The sequence below is a fragment of the Streptomyces durocortorensis genome, from assembly GCF_031760065.1.
Classification (GTDB): domain Bacteria; phylum Actinomycetota; class Actinomycetes; order Streptomycetales; family Streptomycetaceae; genus Streptomyces.
Genome location: NZ_CP134500.1, coordinates 6,263,676 through 6,280,425, shown reverse-complemented (window position 1 = coordinate 6,280,425; position 16,750 = coordinate 6,263,676). Strand labels below are relative to the sequence as shown.

Sequence of the window (16,750 nt, the reverse complement as noted above, 5' to 3'; positions counted from 1 at the left end):
CCTACGGTCGGGGCATGACTCCACGACTCGACGCGATCGGCATCATCACGGCGGACCTGGCGGCCTCGCTCGCCTTCTACCGGCGGCTCGGCCTCGACATCCCCGAGGGGGCGGAATCCGCGCCCCATGTCGAGGTGACCCTGCCGGGCGGGCAGCGGCTGCTGTGGGACACCGAGGAGGTCATCGCCTCGTTCGACCCCGCCTGGAAGCGCCCGGCGGGCGGCGAGCGGCTCGGGCTGGCGTTCGCCTGCGAGGACCCGGCGGAGGTCGACGCCCTGTACGCGGACCTCGTCGAGGCCGGTCACCGGGGCCATGCGAAGCCCTGGGACGCGGAGTGGGGGCAGCGCTATGCGGTGGTGCTGGACCCGGACGGCTGCGGGGTCTCGCTGTTCGCCTCCGCGTCCCCTGCTGCGAAGTAGGCCCCGAGCGTCGTTCCGGCGAGGTCGCGCATCTCTCGGGCCAGGTGGGCCTGGTCGGTGCAGCCCGCCCGGCATGCCGCCTCGGCGTACGGGAGGCCGGTGCGGATGAGGGTCAGGGCGCGCTGGAGGCGGAGGATTCGGGCCAGGAGCTTGGGGCCGTAGCCGAAGGCCGCGAGGGAGCGGCGGTGCAGCTGGCGGGCTCCGAGGCCGACCTCGGCGGCCGTCGCGGCGACGGACCGGCCGCGTCGCAGCCGGTCCGCGACCGCCACGGTGAGCGGGTCCGGCGGTCCGGTGCCGGCGGCCAGGTCCAGGGCGGCGTCCTCCAGGGCGGCGGCGGGGTCGGGGGCCCGGTCGATCCGCTCGACGAGCCTGCGGGCGGCGGGCCGGGGCCAGAGGGCGTCCAGCTCCACCCGGTGGTCGCGCAGCTCGTGTGCCGGTACGCCCAGGAGCGTCGGCGCGGTGCCGGGGGCGAAGCGGATCGCGGCGCAGGAGCCCCGGTTCCGCGGGTCCACCTCGAAGGCGTGGCTGTCGGGTCCGGCGACGATCAGGCGGCCGCCGGTCCAGATCAGGTCCATGCAGCCGTCGGGGAGCACGGACCGGGCGGGCTGCTGGGAGCCGGGCGGGGCGTCCAGGGTCCAGACGACGGCGCCGTCCAGCCGGGACGGCCTCTCCTCGTACCTCTGGCGGGGCATGCTTCCACGCTAGCGCGGCGTCAGGACGACGGCGGTTCCCTGGAGGTCCTGGACTCCTTGGAGTCCTTCTCCCAGGTCGCGTGCAGCCGGGACTTCACGTCGTCGGGCGGCAGGAAGCGGGACCAGCGCTCGGGGAACTCGGAGGGCATGTACGCGGGGCCGTCGTCCTCGTCGTCTTCCGTGTCCGTGCTCTCGTAGGCGGTCGCGCGGGTCCGGGCGACGAACTCGGCGGCCTGCGCGGCCCGGACGCGTTCGGATGCCTCGCGGGCTTCGGCGGTGGCGAGCGAGGGCCACACCCGGTCGATGGCCGCGTTGACCGCCGCGCCGACCAGGACCGCGAAGGCGGAGATGCCGATCCAGAGCAGGACGGCGATGGGCGCTGCCAACGAACCGTAGATCGTGGGGCCTTCGACCGTGTTGGTGAGGTAGATGCGCAGCAGGAAACTGCCGAACACCCACATGCCGAGCGCCACGAGCGCTCCGGGGACGTCCTCGATCCAGGGCGAACGCACGGGGACGGACACGTGGTAGAGCGTGGTGAGGAACGCGATGGTCAGCACCATGACGAGCGGCCAGTACAGGACGGCTATGACCTCGGTGCCCCAGGGGACGAACTCGACCACCCGGTCCGGCCCGACGACCAGGAGCGGCAGCACCACCGCGCCCAGCAGCAGGGCGACGACGTAGAGCAGGAAGGCGAGCAGCCGGGTCTTGACGATCCCGCGGTGGCCGTCGAGTCCGTACATCACGGTGATGGTGTCGATGAAGACGTTCACCGCGCGGGAGCCGGACCACAGGGCGATGGCGAAGCCGATGGAGATGATGTCGGGGCGGGCCCCGGTCGTGACGTCGGCGAGCAGCGGTTTGGCGAAGTCGTTGACCCCGCGCTCGGAGAGCACGGTCTGGGCGGCGGAGAGGATGTTGCGCTCGATGGAGGCGACCGTGGTGGTGGTCGTCCACTCGTCGACGTAGCCGAGCAGTCCGATCAGGCCGAGCAGCAGCGGGGGCAGCGAGAGAAGCGTGAAGAACGCCGCCTCGGCCGCGAGTCCCAGGATGCGGTACTCGATGCACGAGTTGACGGTGTCCTTGAGCAAGTGCCATGCCATCTGCCGCTTGGAGACGTTGCGGTAGAGCACTCGCGCCCGGTGGAGCCGGCCCGATGGCCGCTCGGGTGTTTCATTTGCTGCCTGCACCTCCTTACCGTATCCGCATGGCAGCCACCACCCACACAGTGACCAATCAGGTTCCGCCGCTGGTCGGCTATGACGTCTTTGCCGCCGACCGGGCCCTGACCGAGGCCGTCGAACGGCACATCGCGACCGGAGTTCTGCCCGGGGCGCTGGCGGAGCTCGGGGAGCTCGGCCGGTCCGCGGGCTCCGCCCAGGCCCAGGAATGGGGGGCGCAGGCGAATACGTACCCACCCGTTCTGCGCACCCATGACCGTTATGGGAATCGGATCGACGAAGTGGAGTTCCATCCGTCCTGGCACCGGCTGCTGAGCCATGCCGTGTCGGCCGGTCTGACGGACGCCTGGGGGCGTCCGGCCGGTCACGTGCGGCGCGCGGCCGGGTTCCTGGTCTGGACGCAGGCCGAGGCGGGGCACGGCTGCCCGCTGTCGATGACGCATGCCGCGGTGCCCGCGCTGCGGACCGATCCGGCGCTGGCCGCCGAGTGGGAGCCGCTGCTGACCTCGCACACGTACGAGGAGGGGCTGCGGCCCGCCGTGCGGAAGAGCGGGGTGCTCTTCGGGATGGGCATGACGGAGAAGCAGGGCGGCACCGACGTGCGGTCCAACACCACGCGGGCGGAGCCGCTGTCCGGCGAGGGCGAGTATCTGCTCACCGGGCACAAGTGGTTCTGTTCGGCGCCGATGTCGGACGGTTTCCTGGTGCTCGCGCAGGCGCCGGGCGGGCTGAGCTGCTTCCTGGTGCCGCGTGTGCTCCCGGACGGTACGCGCAACGTGTTCGCGATCCAGCGGCTGAAGGACAAGCTGGGCAACAAGTCGAACGCGTCCAGCGAGGTCGAGTTCGACGGGACGTGGGCCCGCCGGGTCGGCGAGGAGGGGCGCGGGGTGCGCACCATCATCGAGATGGTGGCGGCCACCCGGCTCGACTGCGTGGTCGGTTCGGCGGCGCTGATGCGGCAGGCGGTGGCGCAGGCGATCCATCACAGCGCGTACCGCAGCGCGTTCGGGGGGCTGCTGATCGAGAAGCCGCTGATGCGCAACGTGCTGGCCGACCTGGCGCTGGAGTCGGAGGCGGCGACGGTCCTGGCGATGCGGCTGGCCTCGGCGTACGACACGGACACCGAGGAGGAGCGGGCCTTCCTGCGGCTCGCGGTGCCCGCCGCGAAGTACTGGGTCACCAAGCGGTGCACGGCCGTGGTGGGCGAGGCGCTGGAGTGCCTGGGCGGCAACGGGTACGTGGAGGAGTCGGGGATGCCCCGGCTGTTGCGGGAGGCGCCGCTGAACTCGATCTGGGAGGGCTCCGGCAACGTCCAGGCGCTGGATGTGCTGCGCGCGCTGCAACGGGAGCCGCAGGCGCTGGACGCGTTCCTGCGTGAGGTCGGGAAGGCGCGCGGGGCGGATCACCGGCTGGACGCGGCGATCAAGGATCTGCTGACCGAACTGGCTGACCTGGAGGGCATCGAGGCGCGGGCCCGGCGGCTGGTGGAGCGCATCGCGCTGGTGCTCCAGGGTTCGCTGCTGGTGCGCTGGGCGCCGCCGGAGGTCTCCGACGCCTTCTGCGCCTCGCGGCTCGGCGGGGACTGGGGCGCGGCGTTCGGGACGCTGCCGCACACGCTGGATCTGGCGTCGGTGGTGGCACGGGCCCGGCCGGACGCCTCGTAGGCCGTGAGCCCCCGAGGAACGCTTGAGTTCTAGTGGTCGTCGCAACACCCCAGCTCAGGGGATGCGATGGAGTTCGAGATCCGGGAGAACCGGGGGCGGGCGAGCGACAGAGGGTGGTGCTGCGCCGACACGGCACCACCCTCCATGCTTCTGCACCACCGAAGAGCCGGAACAGGCCCGGCCCACGGTGTTCCGCCACTCTCGTACAGTCGCGCGTCGCGTCGCCAGAGTTGCAAAGGGTTGCAACCATTGTGTGCACTGGGCGGAAGCGTTCGGGGGGAACGGGGGACTCGGGGGAACGGGGGATGGCGGCCATGGCGGAGAAGGGTTCTGCCGGGGTGGTGCGGGTGACCGGCGAAGGGGCGGACCGCGGGGCGACGCGGCTGCTCCACCGGGCCCGGGAGGCCCGGCTGACGGGTGAGCGGACCAGGGTCGCGCCCCGGGCCGAGATCGACGCCTCCTGGAACCGCGTGGTGCGCAGCGGCATAGACCCGGAGCAGTCGCCGGAGAGCGAGCTGCTGGAGGCGGACGAGATCGAGCACCGGCGGCGCAGCACGGCGCTCGGTGAGCTGATGCCGCTGCTGCGGTCGGGGCTCGCCTCGATCGCGGACGCCGCGCAGCAGATCATGGTGGTCACCGACACCGAGGGCCGGGTGCTGTGGCGGCAGGGCAACACCGGAGTACTGCGCCGGGCCCACGACATCTGCCTGGAGGAGGGGGCGGCCTGGGCGGAGGCGGCGACGGGGACGAACGCGATCGGTACGGCGCTGGCGGCCCGGGCCCCCATCCAGGTGCACTCGGCCGAGCACTTCATCCGGGCGCTGCACGGCTGGACCTGTGCGGCGGCCCCGGTGCGCGATCCGCGCGACGGACGGCTGATCGGGGTCGTGGACATCAGCGGCCCGGCGTCCACGTTCCATCCGGCGACGCTGGCGCTGGTCGACTCGGTGGCCCGGCTCGCCGAGGGCGAGATCCGCAACCGACACCTGGCGGAGATCGAGCGGCTGCGTGCGGTGGCCGCGCCGATCCTGTGCCGGATCGGCGGGCGGGCGCTGGCGGTGGACACACATGGGCGGCTGGCGGCGGTGACGGGGATGCCTCCGGTGGACCGGCTGCCGCTGCCGAAGTCGCTGCGGCCGGGCCGGGTGTGGCTGCCCTCGCTCGGCATGTGCCGGGTGGAGCCGCTGCCGGGCGGCTGGCTGGTGCAGGTGAGCGACGGCGGGGCGGAGGGGCCGCCCCGCCGGGTGGTGCTGGATCTGAGCCGGCCCCGGGGGCTCGCGGTGCATCTGACAGGTCCGCTGGGCACCAGCACCCAGCGGCTCTCGCCGCGCCACGCGGAGCTGCTGTTCGCGCTGTCCGTGCACCGGGAGGGGCGGACGGCGTCCGAGCTCGCGCGGGACATCTTCGGGGACGCGACCCGGACGGTGACGGTCCGGGCCGAGATCTCCCGGCTGCGGCGCCATCTGGCCCCGGTGCTGGCGCACCGCCCGTACCGCTTCGGGGACGGGGTGGAGGTGGAAGTGGTCCACCCGGAGCACCCGGGCGATCTGCTGCCGCACTCGAAGGCGCCGGTGGTGACGGGCGCCCGCGGGAGAGCGGGGGCCGGCTGAGGCGGGGCCGCCGTGTGCGGGGGTCCGGCGGCATGGTTTTCTGGCGGTCATGAGCGACTTCCCGCAGCCCGCAGCGCCGACCACCGAGGTGACCGTCTGGTCGCTGGAGCAGACCTCGCCCGCCGATCTGCTTCCGTCGGCCGTGCCGGAGGGGGACGTACGCATCGTCCGGTCCGAGGTGCCGCTGCCGGAGTTCAGCCGCTTCCTCTATACGGCCGTGGGCGGCGACATCCGGTGGACGGACCGGCTGGTGATGACGTACGCCCAGTGGCAGGCGACACTGGAGCGGCCCGGGGCGGAGACCTGGGTGGCGTACGCGAACGGGACTCCGGCCGGGTATGCGGAGCTGGACCCGCAGGACGACGGCGTGGTCGAGATCATGTACTTCGGGCTGATCCCGGCGTTCCGGGGGCGGCGGATCGGCGGCCATCTCCTGTCGTACGCAGCGGCGCGCGCCTGGGACCTGGCGGAGCGCTGGCCGGGGCGGCCCGCGACGAAGCGGGTGTGGCTGCACACCTGCTCGAACGATGGTCCGCACGCGATGGACAACTATCTGCGGCGCGGTTTCCGGCTCTTCGACACGAGGACCGAGGTGGAGCCCGAGGTGGCGACGCCCGGACCGTGGCCCGGGGCGTACGGCTCCTGACCGAGGCCCGGGGCGGTGGAGCCACCGCCCCCTTGCTTCCGGGCCCCGGCCTCCCTCTCTGGGCGTTTTGTCGCCAATGCCACGGGCGACCCCTGTGACCGGCACCACACCATCTCACCCTTCGGGACCATGGCGTCCACATAATGGATAGTGGTGGACTGTCCCGAGATGCGCGTGACACGCTTCCGTCATGTCTGGAACTGGAATTGCCTTGGTGAGTCGACGCCACGTCGACCTCGGCCGCATGTCCAGCGCCATCTGTCCGGCGAGCTGAGAGCCTCAGCACCCGCCGCACCCTCTTACCTCTGAACCGCCCCTGCGCACCGCCGCGCCTCAGCGCGAGTGCGCCGCTCAGAGCCGCCCTCCTGCAGTCCCGAAGGACGTACTGTCATGGCCGCTACCCCGGAACAGCCTGCGACCACCACACCCCGCCGCAAGGCCGGACGCCACCGTGGTGAGGGTCAGTGGGCCGTGGGCCACCACACCCCCCTGAACGGGAACGAGCAGTTCAAGAAGGACGACGACGGTCTCAACGTACGGACACGTATTGAGACGATCTACTCCAAGCGCGGCTTCGACTCCATCGACCCGAACGACCTGCGCGGACGTATGCGCTGGTGGGGGCTGTACACCCAGCGCAAGCCCGGCATCGACGGCGGCAAGACGGCCGTCCTTGAGCCGGAGGAGCTGGACGACGAGTACTTCATGCTGCGCGTCCGCATCGACGGGGGCCGGCTGACCACGCAGCAGCTGCGGGTGATCGGTGAGATCTCCCAGGAGTTCGCGCGCGGTACCGCCGACCTCACCGACCGGCAGAACGTGCAGTACCACTGGATCCGGATCGAGGACGTGCCCGAGATCTGGCGGCGCCTCGAAGAGGTGGGCCTGTCCACCACCGAGGCCTGCGGTGACACGCCCCGCGTGATCCTCGGCTCCCCCGTCGCGGGCATCGCCGAGAACGAGATCATCGACGGCACGCCCGCGATCGATGAGATCCAGCGCCGGTTCATCGGCAACCCCGACTTCTCCAACCTGCCCCGCAAGTTCAAGTCCGCGGTCTCCGGCTCCCCGCAGCTGGACGTGGCGCACGAGATCAACGACATCGCCTTCGTCGGCGTGAACCACCCGGAGCACGGCCCCGGCTTCGACCTCTGGGTCGGCGGCGGCCTGTCCACCAACCCCAAGCTCGGGGTCCGGCTCGGCGCCTGGGTGCCGCTGGACGAGGTGGCCGACGTGTACGGCGGGGTCATCGGGATCTTCCGCGACTACGGCTACCGGCGGCTGCGCACCCGCGCCCGCCTGAAGTTCCTGGTCGCGGACTGGGGCGCGGAGAAGTTCCGCCAGGTCCTGGAGGACGAGTACCTCAAGCGCAAGCTGGTCGACGGGCCCGCGCCCGAGCAGCCCGCCCAGACCTGGCGCGACCACCTCGGGGTGCACCGGCAGAAGGACGGCCGCTTCTACGTCGGCTTCGCCGCGCGGGTGGGCCGGGTCGACGGGACCACGCTCACCAAGATCGCCGACCTGGCGGACCAGCACGGCTCCGGCCGGGTGCGGACCACCGCCGAGCAGAAGATGATCGTCCTGGACGTGGCCGAGGAGCAGGTCGAGTCCCTGGTCGCCGGTCTGGAGGCGCTGGACCTGCGGGTCACGCCCTCCCCGTTCCGGCGCGGCACGATGGCCTGCACCGGCATCGAGTTCTGCAAGCTGGCGATCGTCGAGACGAAGGCGCGCGGCGCGTCCCTCATCGACGAACTGGAGCGCCGCATCCCGGAGTTCGACCACCCGATCACCATCAACATCAACGGCTGCCCGAACGCCTGCGCCCGTATCCAGGTCGCGGACATCGGTCTCAAGGGCCAGCTGATGCTGGACGACGAGGGCAACCAGGTCGAGGGCTATCAGGTGCACCTCGGTGGCGCGCTCGGGCTGGAGGCCGGGTTCGGCCGCAAGGTCCGTGGTCTGAAGGTCACTTCGGCCGAACTGCCGGACTACATCGAGCGGGTGCTCGGCCGTTTCCAGGAGGAGCGCGAGGACGGTGAGCGCTTCGCGGCCTGGGCGGCGCGCGCCAGTGCGGAGTCGCTGTCATGAGCGAGCGAGCCGCCCCGTTCTACTGCCCGTACTGCGGCGACGAGGACCTCCGTCCCAACGAGACCGGCCACGGCGCCTGGGAATGTGCCTCCTGCAACCGTGCGTTCCAGCTGAAGTTCCTGGGCCTGCTGACCCGGGGCGTTCAGCGCAACGACGTTGGAGAGGACCGGATATGACGGACACTCTGCTGAGTGGAGAGCTCACCGACCGGGAGCTCCAGGAGCTGGCCGAGCAGGCCGGACGGGAGCTGGAGGGCGCCTCCGCGACCGAGATCCTGAAGTGGGCGACCGACGCCTTCGGGCCGCGCTTCTGCGTCACCTCCTCGATGGAGGACGCCGTGGTCGCGCACCTGGCGTCGCGGGTGCTGCCGGGCGTGGACGTGGTCTTCCTGGACACCGGCTACCACTTCCCGGAGACCATCGGGACCCGGGACGCGGTGGACGCGGTGATGGACGTCAACGTCATCACGATCACCCCGCGGCAGACGGTCGCCGAGCAGGACGCGGAGCACGGCGAGAAGCTGCACGACCGCGACCCGGACCTGTGCTGCGCGCTGCGCAAGGTCAAGCCGTTGGAGGACGGCCTGACCGCGTACGCGGCGTGGGCGACGGGGCTGCGGCGCGACGAGTCCCCGACCCGGGCGAACACCCCGGTCGTGGGCTGGGACGCCAAGCGCCGCAAGGTGAAGGTCTCCCCCATCGCCCGCTGGACCCAGGACGACGTGGACGCCTACGTCGCCGAGCACGGGGTGCTCACCAACCCGCTGCTGATGGACGGTTACGCCTCCGTCGGCTGCGCGCCCTGCACCCGCCGGGTGCTGGAGGGCGAGGACGCGCGGGCCGGCCGCTGGGCGGGCCGGGGCAAGACCGAATGCGGGCTGCACGGCTGATGACGACTGATCAGGAGAGTTCGATGAGCGTGACGGAGACGGGAGCCACGATCTGGCTCACCGGTCTGCCGAGCGCGGGCAAGACCACCATCGCGTACGAGCTGGCGGGCCGGCTGCGGACCGAGGGCCACAAGGTGGAGGTGCTCGACGGCGACGAGATCCGGGAGTTCCTCTCCGCGGGCCTCGGCTTCTCCCGCGAGGACCGGCACACCAACGTGGCCCGGATCGGCTTCGTCGCCGAGCTGCTCGCCGCCAACGGCGTGAAGGTGCTGGTCCCCGTCATCGCCCCGTTCGCCGACAGCCGCGAGGCGGTCCGCAAGCGGCACGCCGCCGAGTCCACCACCTACCTGGAGGTGCACGTCGCGACACCCGTCGAGGTGTGCTCCGTACGCGATGTGAAGGGGCTGTACGCCAAGCAGGCCGCGGGCGAGATCAGCGGTCTCACCGGGGTCGACGACCCCTACGAGGCCCCCGAATCGCCCGACCTGCGGATCGAGTCGCACCAGCAGACCGTGCAGGAGTCAGCGGCGGCGCTCCACGCGCTGCTCACCGAGAGGGGCCTGGCGTGAGTGCCGTCACCACCGTGCCGGAGGGCACCGTCAATCCGTACGCGCTCAGCCACCTGGACTCGCTGGAGTCCGAGGCGGTCCACATCTTCCGTGAGGTGGCGGGAGAGTTCGAGCGGCCGGTGATCCTGTTCTCCGGCGGCAAGGACTCCATCGTGATGCTGCACCTGGCGCTGAAGGCGTTCGCGCCCGCGCCGGTGCCGTTCACGCTGCTGCACGTGGACACCGGGCACAACTTCCCCGAGGTCCTGGACTACCGCGACCGTACGGTGGAGAAGCACGGGCTGCGGCTGCACGTCGCCTCCGTGCAGGAGTACATCGACGCCGGGAAGCTCCGCGAGCGCCCCGACGGCACCCGCAACCCGCTCCAGACCGTTCCGCTCACGGAGGCGATCCAACAGCACCGCTTCGACGCGGTGTTCGGCGGCGGGCGGCGCGACGAGGAGAAGGCTCGCGCCAAGGAGCGGGTGTTCTCGCTGCGGGACGAGTTCTCGCAGTGGGACCCGCGCCGCCAGCGCCCCGAGCTGTGGCAGCTGTACAACGGGCGGCACGCCCCCGGTGAGCACGTCCGGGTCTTCCCGATCTCCAACTGGACCGAGCTGGACGTCTGGCAGTACATCGAGCGCGAGGGCATCGAGCTGCCGGAGATCTACTTCGCCCACGAGCGCGAGGTGTTCAACCGCAACGGCATGTGGCTGACGGCCGGTCACTGGGGCGGGCCCAAGGACCACGAGGTCACCGAGACCCGTCTGGTGCGCTACCGCACGGTCGGCGACATGTCCTGCACCGGTGCCGTCGACTCCGACGCCACCACGCTGGACGCCGTGATCACCGAGATCGCCGCCTCCCGGCTCACCGAGCGGGGGGCGACCCGCGCCGACGACAAGATGTCCGAGGCCGCGATGGAAGACCGCAAGCGCGAGGGGTACTTCTAAGATGACCACACCCATCCTGTCGGCCGAGCAGTTGTCGGCCACCACCCTTCTGCGGTTCGCCACCGCCGGGTCGGTCGACGACGGCAAGTCCACCCTCGTGGGGCGCCTCCTGCACGACTCCAAGTCGGTCCTCACCGACCAGCTGGAGGCCGTCGAGCAGGCCTCGCTGAGCCGCGGCCAGGATGCGCCGGACCTGGCGCTGCTGACCGACGGGCTGCGGGCCGAGCGCGAGCAGGGCATCACCATCGATGTCGCGTACCGCTACTTCGCCACCGCCCGCCGCCGGTTCATCCTCGCCGACACCCCGGGCCATGTGCAGTACACCCGCAACATGGTGACGGGCGCCTCCACCGCCGAGCTGGCCGTGGTCCTGGTCGACGCCCGCAACGGGGTCGTCGAGCAGACCCGCAGGCACGCCGCCGTCGCAGCCCTGCTGCGCGTCCCGCACGTGGTGCTGGCCGTCAACAAGATGGACCTGGTCGACTACGCGGAGCCCGTGTTCGCCGCGATCGCCGAGGAGTTCACCGCGTACGCCGCTTCGCTCGGCGTCCCGGAGATCACCGCGATCCCGATCTCGGCGCTGGCCGGGGACAACGTGGTGGAGCCGTCCGCGCACATGGACTGGTACGGCGGGCCGACCGTCCTGGAGCACCTGGAGACGGTCCCGGTCAGCCACGACCTGACCGCCTGCCACGCGCGCTTCCCCGTGCAGTACGTGATCCGCCCGCAGAGCGCCGAGCACCCCGACTACCGGGGTTACGCCGGTCAGATCGCCGCCGGGGCCTTCCGCGTAGGCGAGTCCGTCTCGGTGCTTCCCTCCGGGCGCACCACGACGATCACGGGCATCGACGCGCTCGGCGAAAGCGTGGACATCGCCTGGGCGCCGCAGTCGGTGACGCTCCGGCTGGCCGACGACATCGACATCTCGCGCGGCGACCTGATCGCCCCCGCCGTCGACGCGCCGCCGGTCACCCAGGACGTCGAGGCGACCGTCTGCCATGTGGCCGACCAGCCGCTCTCGGTGGGCCAGCGGGTGCTGCTCAAGCACACCACCCGTACGGTCAAGGCGATCGTCAAGGACATCCCCTCCCGGCTCACCCTGGACGACCTGTCCCAGCACCCGGCCCCCGGGCAGCTGGTCGCCAACGACATCGGCCGGGTCGTCGTGCGGACCGCCGAGCCGCTCGCGCTCGACGCCTACGCGGACTCCCGGCGCACCGGCTCCTTCCTGCTGATCGACCCGGCGGACGGTACGACGCTGAGCGCCGGTATGGCCGGGGCGTCCTTCGCCGCGGTGGCCGAAGCAGGCGGCAGCGCGGCCGACGACGCCGAGTGGGACTTCTGATGGCCGGCGACTTCTTCTCCACCTTCGCGAAGGAGGGCGGCCGCGTGGGCAGCGGCGCCCTCGGCAGTGGCCAGGGCGGGGTCGGGCGATGTGCGTGATGACGTACGCGCACCGCTTGCGCGCCCACCCGTACCACCCGCACCCGCAGCGTCCCTACCGCCGAAGACCTGCCGATCTCCCGGCCGCGCCCCCCTGAGCACCAGCGGGACGTGAGCACCGGGCCAAGGAGAGGAACACCTTCCGTGTCTGCCCCACGTTCCAGCGTTCGCCGCGGCCTGGTCGCCGCCGCCGCCCTGCCCCTGCTCGCCCTGGCCGCCACCGCCTGCGGCTACGGCTCCCAGGCCCAGGCCGACGACGCGAGGGCGAACGTCTCCACCGGTGGCAGGAAGCTCTCCGCGGACACCGTGAGGGTCGGCTACCTTCCGAACATCACGCACGCCACCGCCCTGGTCGGTATCCAGGAAGGCACCATCCAGAAGGAGCTGGGCGGCACCGAGGTCGAGTCGACGGCCTTCAACGCCGGCCCCTCCGAGATCGAGGCGCTCAACGCCGGGTCCATCGACATCGGCTTCATCGGCCCCTCCCCCGCCATCAACGCCTACGTCAGGACCCAGGGCAAGGGCCTGCGGATCGTGGCCGGTTCGGCCTCCGGCGGGGTGAAGCTGGTGGTCGACCCGGAGAAGATCAAGACCGTGGACGACCTGAGGGGCAAGCGGATCGCGACCCCGCAGATCGGCAACACCCAGGACGTGGCCTTCCTCAACTGGATCGCCGAGAAGGGCTGGAAGGTCGACCCGCAGAGCGGCGGGGGCGATCTCTCCGTGGTCCGCTCGGACAACAAGGTGACGCCCGACGCCTACCGGGCCGGTTCCCTGGACGGCGCCTGGGTCCCCGAGCCGACCGCGTCGAAGCTGGTCTCCGAGGGCGCGAAGGTGCTTCTCGACGAGAGGGACCTGTGGCCGGACAAGAAGTTCGTGATCACGCACATCGTCGTGTCGCAGAAGTTCCTCGACAGGCACCCCGACGTCGTCGAGGCCGTGATCAAGGGGTCGATGTCCACCAACAAGTGGATCGACGACAACCCCGAAGAGGCCAAGGCGTCCGCGAACAAGGCGCTGGAGAAGCTGAGCGGCAAACCGCTGCCCACCGAGATCCTCGATCCGGCGTGGGAGTCCATCGAGTTCACCAGCGACCCGCTGGCCACCACGCTCAGGACGCAGGCGGGGCACTCGGTGCGGGCCGGTCTGCTGGAGGACCCGAAGCTGTCGGGCATCTACGACCTGGGCCCGCTGAACAAGATCCTCAAGGCCGAGGGCCGGCCCGAGGTCGCCGACGCCGGTCTCGGCGTCAAGTAGCCAACCCGTACAGGACCCAGGAATCCCAGGAGGTGACGACCATGGCGACCAGCACCCTCACCAAGGCCGAGGACCGTACGGCGGTCGAGCACGCCGCCCGTCTCACACACGTCTCGAAGTCCTTCGCCGGGCCCACTGGGCAGCAGCTCGTCCTGGACGACATCAACCTCGATGTCGCTCCGGGTGAGTTCGTCACCCTCCTGGGGGCCTCCGGGTGCGGAAAGTCGACGCTGCTCAATCTGGTGGCCGGACTCGACCGCCCGTCCGCGGGGTCCATCGAGACCCCCGGCGGGCGACCGGCCCTGATGTTCCAGGAGCACGCCCTCTTCCCGTGGCTGACCGCGGGCAAGAACATCGAACTGGCCCTGCGGCTGCGCGGGGTGCCCAAGTCGGAGCGCCGCGGCGAGGCCGAGCGGCTGCTCGGCCTCGTCCGACTCGGCGGCGCGTACGGCAAGCGGGTGCACGAGCTCTCGGGCGGTATGCGGCAGCGGGTGGCGATGGCGCGCGCGCTCGCCCAGGACAGCCAACTGCTCCTGATGGACGAGCCGTTCGCAGCGCTGGACGCGATCACCCGCGATGTGCTGCACGACGAGCTGACCCGGATCTGGCGGGAGACGAACGCCTCGGTCCTCTTCGTCACCCACAACGTGCGTGAGGCGGTACGGCTCGCGCAGCGCGTCGTGCTGCTGTCGTCGAGGCCGGGCCGGATCGCCCGGGAGTGGACGGTCGACATCGAGCAGCCGCGCCGCATCGAGGACAAGGCGGTGGCGGAGCTGTCCGTCGAGATCACCGAACAACTGCGTGGGGAGATCCGCCGACATGGCCAGCACTGACATCACGTCCGGCCGGAAGCGGCCGGACGGGCCGGACGGCCTGGACGACGCGAGGCCCGACGACCTGGCGGGCCTGGAGGCGGGCCTCGACGCCCTGGACGCGGTGCAGATCCGCCGCACCCCCGTCGGCGAGGTCCTGCGGAACAAGGTGCTGCCGCCGGTCGTGGCGGTGGCCCTGGTCCTCGTCGTCTGGGAGCTGCTGGTCCGCGCCGAGGTCACCGAGGTCCACAAGCTGCCGCCGCCGTCCGCGGTGTGGGACAGCGCGAGGGACATGTGGCTCAAGGGGACACTCCTGGAGGTCGTCTGGACCAGCGTCTCTCGTGGTCTGCTCGGCTTCCTCCTCGCGGTGGCCATCGGTACGCCGCTGGGGCTGCTGGTCGCCCGGGTGAAGCTGGTCCGGGCGGCGATCGGGCCGATCCTGGCCGGGCTCCAGTCGCTGCCGTCGGTGGCGTGGGTGGCCCCGGCGGTGATCTGGCTCGGGCTGAACGACCAGATGATGTTCGCGGTGATCCTGCTGGGCGCGGTGCCCTCGATCGCCAACGGGCTGGTATCGGGCGTGGACCAGGTGCCGCCGCTGTTCCTGCGGGCGGGCCGCACCCTGGGCGCGACCGGCGTCCGCGGGACCTGGCACATCGTGCTCCCGGCCGCGCTGCCCGGCTATCTGGCGGGCCTCAAGCAGGGCTGGGCCTTCTCCTGGCGCTCGCTGATGGCCGCCGAGATCATCGTCTCCTCGCCCGACCTCGGCCTGGGACTCGGCCAGTTGCTGGAGAACGGTCGCAGCAACTTCGACATGCCCGGGATCTTCCTCTCCATCCTGCTCATCCTGTTCGTCGGCATCGCGATCGACCTGCTGATCTTCAGTCCGCTGGAGCGGTGGGTGCTGCGCAGCCGCGGACTCCTCGTCAAGAACTGAGTCACGCCATGTCCCAGCCCGTTCTTCTCCTCATCGCCCACGGCAGCCGCGACCCGCGGCACGCCGCCACCGTGCACGCGCTCACCGAGCGGGTGCGGGCCGAGCGGCCGGGGCTGCGCGTGGAGACGGGATTCCTGGAGTTCAACGCTCCTTCCGTGCCCCGGGTGCTGGAGCGCCTGGCCGCGGAGGGGGCGGACGAGGTGACCGCCCTGCCCCTGCTCCTGACCCGGGCGTTCCACGCCAAGACCGACATCCCCTCGGTCCTGCGCGAGGCCCGGGCCCGGCTGCCGCGGCTGCACATCCGCCAGGCGGACGTACTCGGCCCCTCCCCGCTGCTCAACGCCACTCTGACCCGGCGGCTGCGGGAGGCCGGGGTCCGTCCCGGCGACCTCCCCCGGACCGGGCTCGTCCTGGCCTCGGCGGGATCCACAGACCCGGAGGCGATCGCAGTGATCGCTGAAATCGCGCGGGAGCTGCGGCACACCGGTTGGTGCGCCGTGCGGCCTGCGTTCGCCTCCGCTGTTCATGCCGGCGGCTTCTCCCGTACCGAGGACGCGGTACGGGCCCTGCGCGCCGAGGGGGTCCGCCGGGTGGCGGTGGCCCCTTACGTCATCGCTCCAGGACGGCTCCCCGACCGCATCGCGGCGGGCGCCGAGGCGGCCGGGGCGGATGTGCTGGCCGGCGTGCTGGGCCCCGCGCCGGAGCTGGCGCGGCTGCTGCTGGACCGGTACGACGAGGCGCGGGTGACGGTGGGGGCGTCGTTGTCGGCGTAGCGCTACACCACGACCAGCCCGCTGATCGCGCAGCCGACTGCCGCGCCCGCCAGGGTTTCCGCCGCGACCGACCAGGTGAAGCGCCGCTCCAGCACGCCGGGGCCGGGCGACCGCGTTCGCGCACGGGACACCTCCCAGCGGCTCAGTCGTAGGACAGCCCACCCGAGCGCGCCCGCTTGAGCTCGAAGAACCCATGGTGGTTGGCCAGCACCCGGAAGCTGTCGAAGAGCTCCGCCGCCTCCTCGCCGCGCGGGATCGCGTTGAGGACCGGGCCGAACCACACCGTGCCGTCGACGTGGATCGTCGGCGTGCCCACGTACGCCTCCTGCTCCGGGTCCTTGCCCGCGTCATGGCAGCGGGCGACCTCTTCGTCGTACGCCGTGCAGTGCGCGGCCTCCGCCAGGGCGGCGGGCAGGCCCAGTTCGGCGAGGGCGGCGGCGATCACCGCGTCGAAGTCCTCCTCCTTGTGCCGGTGGATGCGGGTGCCGAGGGCGGTGTAGAGGTCCCGCAGGATGCCGTCGCCGTGGGCCGCGGCCGCGGCGACGGCGACGCGGACGGGGCCGATCGATCTGTCGACCAGTTCGCGATACCAGTCGGGCAGTTCGTTTCCCTGGTTGTGCAGATACAGGCTCATGGGGCGGAAGCGGAGCTCGATGTCCCGTTGCTGCTCCACCTCCAGCATCCAGCGGGAGGTGATCCAGGCGAACGGGCAGGCCGGGTCGAAGTAGAAGTCGACGGAGGTGCGGGCGGGGGCGGAGGCGGGGCGGTGCGTGCTCATGCGCCTCAGCCTAGGCAGTGATTGGTGTGGGCTCCCGGGCCAATGAGTACCTGGTGCGGT

General features: G+C 71.5%; 19 protein-coding genes. 15 read left to right on the top strand and 4 right to left on the bottom strand.

Going from position 1 to position 16,750, the window contains the following annotated elements; genetic code table 11:
* Positions 1-14: 14 nt before the first annotated feature.
* Complete coding sequence (locus tag RI138_RS27725) at positions 15-419, top strand: VOC family protein (RefSeq protein ID WP_096626222.1); 405 nt, start codon at positions 15-17, stop codon at positions 417-419.
* Here the strand turns inward: RI138_RS27725 and RI138_RS27720 are convergent.
* Together RI138_RS27720 and RI138_RS27715 are read right to left on the bottom strand one after the other, a co-directional pair.
* Positions 347-1,111, bottom strand: coding sequence for an AraC family transcriptional regulator (locus tag RI138_RS27720; protein WP_311122076.1), 765 nt, complete (start codon positions 1,109-1,111; stop codon positions 347-349). The genes RI138_RS27725 and RI138_RS27720 overlap by 73 nt on opposite strands.
* A 20-nt stretch (positions 1,112-1,131) precedes the next feature.
* Positions 1,132-2,247: a YihY/virulence factor BrkB family protein gene (locus tag RI138_RS27715; protein ID WP_096626218.1), complete on the bottom strand. Its 1,116-nt coding sequence runs from the start codon at positions 2,245-2,247 to the stop codon at positions 1,132-1,134.
* A gap of 74 nt (positions 2,248-2,321) precedes the next feature.
* Between RI138_RS27715 and RI138_RS27710 the strand changes: the two genes are divergently transcribed.
* The 14 genes from RI138_RS27710 to RI138_RS27645 all read left to right on the top strand — a co-directional run bounded on the left by RI138_RS27710 (position 2,322) and on the right by RI138_RS27645 (position 15,912).
* Positions 2,322-3,959, top strand: coding sequence for an acyl-CoA dehydrogenase family protein (locus tag RI138_RS27710; protein ID WP_311122075.1), 1,638 nt, complete (start codon positions 2,322-2,324; stop codon positions 3,957-3,959).
* 305 nt (positions 3,960-4,264) lie between these two features.
* A complete protein-coding gene (locus RI138_RS27705) occupies positions 4,265-5,569 on the top strand; it encodes a GAF domain-containing protein (protein WP_398863865.1) in 1,305 nt (434 codons plus the stop codon).
* Between the two features lie 49 nt (positions 5,570-5,618).
* Complete coding sequence (locus RI138_RS27700; protein WP_311122074.1) at positions 5,619-6,215, top strand: GNAT family N-acetyltransferase; 597 nt, start codon at positions 5,619-5,621, stop codon at positions 6,213-6,215.
* Positions 6,216-6,405: 190 nt separating this feature from the next.
* Positions 6,406-6,489 (top strand): putative leader peptide, encoded by an 84-nt coding sequence (locus RI138_RS27695; protein ID WP_309486338.1) that lies wholly within the window; start codon positions 6,406-6,408, stop codon positions 6,487-6,489.
* A 116-nt stretch (positions 6,490-6,605) separates the two neighbouring features.
* The gene (locus RI138_RS27690; RefSeq protein WP_311122073.1) at positions 6,606-8,303 is read left to right on the top strand and encodes a nitrite/sulfite reductase; all 1,698 of its coding nucleotides are present in this window, start codon (positions 6,606-6,608) and stop codon (positions 8,301-8,303) included.
* Positions 8,300-8,479 carry a hypothetical protein gene (locus tag RI138_RS27685; RefSeq protein ID WP_096626210.1) on the top strand — a complete coding sequence of 60 codons (180 nt, stop codon included), beginning with the start codon at positions 8,300-8,302 and terminating at the stop codon, positions 8,477-8,479. Before RI138_RS27690 ends, RI138_RS27685 begins: the two co-directional genes overlap by 4 nt.
* The gene (locus RI138_RS27680; RefSeq protein ID WP_311122072.1) at positions 8,476-9,192 is read left to right on the top strand and encodes a phosphoadenylyl-sulfate reductase; all 717 of its coding nucleotides are present in this window, start codon (positions 8,476-8,478) and stop codon (positions 9,190-9,192) included. The genes RI138_RS27685 and RI138_RS27680 overlap by 4 nt, the downstream gene beginning before the upstream one ends.
* A 23-nt stretch (positions 9,193-9,215) precedes the next feature.
* Entirely contained in the window at positions 9,216-9,761 is a 546-nt protein-coding gene (cysC, locus tag RI138_RS27675) for an adenylyl-sulfate kinase (RefSeq protein WP_010059288.1), read from the top strand.
* The gene (cysD, locus tag RI138_RS27670) at positions 9,758-10,693 is read left to right on the top strand and encodes a sulfate adenylyltransferase subunit CysD (RefSeq protein WP_311122071.1); all 936 of its coding nucleotides are present in this window, start codon (positions 9,758-9,760) and stop codon (positions 10,691-10,693) included. Before cysC ends, cysD begins: the two co-directional genes overlap by 4 nt.
* Position 10,694: 1 nt before the next feature.
* Positions 10,695-12,038 carry a sulfate adenylyltransferase subunit 1 gene (locus RI138_RS27665; RefSeq protein WP_311122070.1) on the top strand — a complete coding sequence of 448 codons (1,344 nt, stop codon included), beginning with the start codon at positions 10,695-10,697 and terminating at the stop codon, positions 12,036-12,038.
* Positions 12,039-12,280: 242 nt separating this feature from the next.
* Positions 12,281-13,393: an ABC transporter substrate-binding protein gene (locus tag RI138_RS27660; protein ID WP_311122069.1), complete on the top strand. Its 1,113-nt coding sequence runs from the start codon at positions 12,281-12,283 to the stop codon at positions 13,391-13,393.
* A gap of 41 nt (positions 13,394-13,434) precedes the next feature.
* A complete protein-coding gene (locus RI138_RS27655; protein ID WP_311122068.1) occupies positions 13,435-14,226 on the top strand; it encodes an ABC transporter ATP-binding protein in 792 nt (263 codons plus the stop codon).
* Positions 14,213-15,139, top strand: coding sequence for an ABC transporter permease (locus tag RI138_RS27650; protein WP_311122067.1), 927 nt, complete (start codon positions 14,213-14,215; stop codon positions 15,137-15,139). Before RI138_RS27655 ends, RI138_RS27650 begins: the two co-directional genes overlap by 14 nt.
* A gap of 8 nt (positions 15,140-15,147) precedes the next feature.
* Positions 15,148-15,912, top strand: a complete 765-nt coding sequence (locus tag RI138_RS27645) for a sirohydrochlorin chelatase (RefSeq protein ID WP_311122066.1) — start codon at positions 15,148-15,150, stop codon at positions 15,910-15,912.
* Positions 15,913-15,914: 2 nt separating this feature from the next.
* Here the strand turns inward: RI138_RS27645 and RI138_RS27640 are convergent, their stop codons facing one another.
* On the bottom strand, positions 15,915-16,043 hold the full coding sequence (locus RI138_RS27640) for a hypothetical protein (RefSeq protein WP_311122065.1): 129 nt from the start codon (positions 16,041-16,043) through the stop codon (positions 15,915-15,917).
* Between the two features lie 11 nt (positions 16,044-16,054).
* Positions 16,055-16,690, bottom strand: coding sequence for a mycothiol-dependent nitroreductase Rv2466c family protein (locus RI138_RS27635; protein WP_311122064.1), 636 nt, complete (start codon positions 16,688-16,690; stop codon positions 16,055-16,057).
* Positions 16,691-16,750 lie beyond the last annotated feature (60 nt).